The 3467-nt window shown below is 41.2% G+C and carries 4 protein-coding genes and 1 pseudogene; 4 read left to right on the forward strand and 1 reads right to left on the reverse strand.

Going from position 1 to position 3467, the window contains the following annotated elements; all coding sequences use genetic code 11:
• Positions 1 to 211 (reverse strand): annotated as a pseudogene (locus AC29Z1_RS15280) (acetate uptake transporter); the annotation flags it as partial.
• A 297-nt stretch (positions 212 to 508) separates the two neighbouring features.
• Here AC29Z1_RS15280 and AC29Z1_RS15285 point away from each other — a divergent pair.
• The 4 genes from AC29Z1_RS15285 to mnmA all read left to right on the forward strand — a co-directional run.
• Complete coding sequence (locus AC29Z1_RS15285) at positions 509 to 943, forward strand: RrF2 family transcriptional regulator (RefSeq protein WP_488272318.1); 435 nt, start codon at positions 509 to 511, stop codon at positions 941 to 943.
• Between the two features lies 1 nt (position 944).
• The gene (gene nifS, locus AC29Z1_RS15290; RefSeq protein ID WP_488272319.1) at positions 945 to 2156 is read left to right on the forward strand and encodes a cysteine desulfurase NifS; all 1212 of its coding nucleotides are present in this window, start codon (positions 945 to 947) and stop codon (positions 2154 to 2156) included.
• A gap of 23 nt (positions 2157 to 2179) precedes the next feature.
• Complete coding sequence (gene nifU / locus AC29Z1_RS15295) at positions 2180 to 2551, forward strand: Fe-S cluster assembly scaffold protein NifU (RefSeq protein ID WP_488272320.1); 372 nt, start codon at positions 2180 to 2182, stop codon at positions 2549 to 2551.
• Positions 2552 to 2558: 7 nt separating this feature from the next.
• On the forward strand, positions 2559 to 3467 hold a 909-nt coding region (mnmA, locus tag AC29Z1_RS15300), incomplete at its 3' end, for a tRNA 2-thiouridine(34) synthase MnmA (protein WP_488272321.1).

Raw genomic sequence — 3467 nt, forward strand, 5'->3', positions numbered from 1 at the left:
TATTGTGTTTGAAGTCATTAAAACAAGCGATTAATTGAGCGATCGCCCCCAAAAAAATTGCCCAAGGAAGAACAAAAGATAATCCGGTAGTCCAGCCAAGTTTTTGCGTTGAGGCTACTAAAGTAACCATTGCTAACCCAAAGAGACCTAACCCACTTGGGTCTGCCGTGACAATTTTGACTGATTGTGTGTTACTAGCATTGAGACTCATGATAACCTCCTAAAATATTATAGTATGTTTAAAAAATAACATAGTCAATCAGTTAAAGTCAATATTCTACTATGATAATTTTTACAATTCAAGTATTATGCTCTGAAATGACAAAAATGATAACTGAAGATACGAATATAATACTTGAACAGGCGAATAGAGAAATATCGTCAAGACCAATACTAAAATAAATTACGTTGGATCTTCTTTACAATTGTCCATAATTTTGTTATATTAAATGCAAAGGCAAGAATTCCTATCATAATACTCGGAAAAACCGAGACGGGAGAGGTTGCAGTGAAACTATCAACAAAAGGAAGATATGGCGTAGCCGCCATGTACGATTTGGCCCTGCATTATGGAAAAGGTGCCATTTCCCTTAAAAGCGTAGCTCAGCGTCAAGGGATATCCGAACATTATTTGGAACAGTTAATGGGTACATTAAGAAAAGCCGGATATGTAAAAAGTGTCCGGGGAGCCCAAGGCGGTTATGCATTGACGAAAAACCCAGCAGAGATTTCGGTTGGTGATATCATCCGAATTATGGAAGGGCCAATTGCTCCGGTTGACTGTTTACTGGCTGATGATGCAAGTAGCACCTTCTGCGAACGGGTTGATATATGTGTTACCCGTGGTGTTTGGGCAAAGGTAAGAGACAGTATTAATTCAGTGATAGACTCAATTACCCTTGCAGACTTATGCAAAGAAGAGAAAGAACAAGGAGATGAGTAACATGAAGCGTATTTATTTTGACCATTCTGCCACCACCCCAGTTGACCGGGAAGTTGCAGAACTGATGCTAGAGTACATGACCGATAAATTTGGTAATCCATCTAGCGTCCATGCTTTTGGCCGCGAAACTCGCAAAGCCATTGAAGAAGCTCGCGAAAAGGTGGCTGCTCTAATTAACGCCGAGCCAAAGGAAATTTTCTTTACCAGTGGTGGCACCGAAGGGGATAACTTAGCAATTAAAGGTGTAGCCTATGCTAATCGCAAAAAAGGCAATCATATAATCACTACAGCGATTGAACATCATGCTGTTCTCCATACGTGTGAATACCTTGAAAAGCAAGGCTTTACCGTTACATATCTGCCGGTAGATGAAAACGCCATGATTCGTATGGAAGATTTAAAAAATGCGATTACTGACAAAACCATACTGATTAGTGTTATGTTTGCCAATAATGAGGTCGGAACCATTCAACCAATCAAAGAAATTGGACAACTTGCACGAGAAAAAGGAATTTATTTTCACACTGATGCCGTACAGGTCGCTGGCAATTATCCAATCGATGTTAAAGAATTAAATATAGATTTATTAACATTATCAGGCCATAAATTCCATGCTAGCAAAGGAGTGGGTGCCCTCTATATTCGACGTGGTGTAAAAATTGAAGAAATCCAGCATGGTGGTGGTCATGAACGCAATATGCGTGCTGGTACCGAAAATGTACCAGGTATCGTCGGATTAGGAAAAGCGGCAGAAATTGCTAAACGTGATATGAATAAAAAAGTAGCGTACATTAAAGGCTTACGCGACAAACTAATTGCTGGTGTCATGGAAAAAATTCCCCATGTAAAATTGAATGGTCATCCGGAAAAGCGAATGCCAGGCAATGCAAATTTCAGCTTTCTATTCATCGAAGGCGAATCACTGCTTTTAAATCTTGATATGAAAGGAATTGCTGCTTCCAGCGGTTCAGCCTGCACATCAGGTTCTTTAGATCCATCGCATGTCCTGTTAGCTATGGGTTTATCACATGAAGTAGCACATGGCTCGCTTAGAGTTACACTTGGTAAAGGAAATACAGAAGATGATGTAAACTACTTCCTTGAAGTTTTACCTGAAATCGTGGAACGGCTTCGCAGCATGTCGCCACTATATGGTAGCGCTGCCGAATTTAAACCGTCTAATCCTTGCTCTACTTGCCATCATCATCACTAATCTAAGGTTGAGGAGAGGATACTATGTATAATGACAAAGTTATGGACCATTTCTCCAATCCGCGTAATGTCGGCGAAATAAACGATGCTGACGGTGTCGGTGAAGTGGGTAATGCCAAATGTGGCGATATCATGCGGATCTACCTGAAAGTAGAAAACGATATTATTAAAGATGTTAAGTTTAAAACCTTCGGCTGTGGAGCAGCTATCGCTACCAGCAGTATGGTTACCGAAATGGTTAAAGGAAAAACACTGGACGAAGCCTTAAAAATCTCCAACCAGGCAGTTGCCGAGGCGTTAGGTGGTCTGCCTCCGGCAAAAATGCACTGTTCTAACTTGGCAGCCGATGCGCTGCATGAAGCAATCAAGGACTACATTGCTAAAAAAGGAAAGTGATAACTACATGGCCAACAAACCTAGAGTGGTTGTAGCCATGAGCGGAGGGGTGGACAGTTCTTTAACTGCCGCCCTTCTTGTTCATCAGGGCTATGATGTAATCGGCGCAACGATGCAAATCTGGGAAAAGGATGTAAACAATGATGATCCAGATAATCGAGGTTGTTGTTCCCTATCAGCCGTCGATGACGCCAGACGGGTCGCCAATAAACTTGGCATTCCATACTATGTACTAAATTTCCGTGATATGTTCCAGGAGACTGTTGTCAAGTATTTTATGAAAGAATACTCGTCAGGCAGAACACCTAACCCTTGTATTGCCTGTAATCGGTACGTCAAATTCGAAGGTCTGTTAACTAAAGCACTGGCACTGGGTGCAGAGTATGTAGCTACAGGCCACTATGCGCAAATTATGTATGATGAAAACCGGCAGCGTTATATTCTTAAAAAAGGAATCGACCCAGCGAAAGATCAATCCTATGCTTTATATCACTTAAATCAGTACACTTTACGCCATTTCCTGATGCCTTTGGGTCGTTTTACGAAAACTGAGACAAGAAAGATGGCTAAAGAATTAGGACTGTCGGTTGCAGATAAACCGGATAGCCAAGAAATCTGTTTTGTACCCAATGATGACTATAAAGCCTTTTTAAAAGAACGAATACCTGAATCACTTAAACCAGGAAATATTGTAGATGTTACTGGTAAAGTACTAGGCAGACACCAAGGGGTACAGCTTTATACTGTTGGCCAACGCAAAGGTCTTGGCTTGGCAGTTGGCAAACCTTTATATGTTGTGGCAGTCGACGCAGAACGTAACGAAGTGGTTGTAGGATCAGATCAGGATGTTTTTGCATCCGAACTCATTGCTGACGACCTTAATTTTATTACTATCGATAAGTTAGACAAGCCAATT

This window comes from Sporomusa sp., assembly GCF_057736855.1.

Coding starts and splice junctions, on each gene's coding strand:
- nifS (WP_488272319.1), top strand. CDS start 945: ATGAAGCGTATTTATTTTGACCATTCTGCCACCACCCCAGTTGACCGG.
- nifU (WP_488272320.1), top strand. CDS start 2,180: ATGTATAATGACAAAGTTATGGACCATTTCTCCAATCCGCGTAATGTC.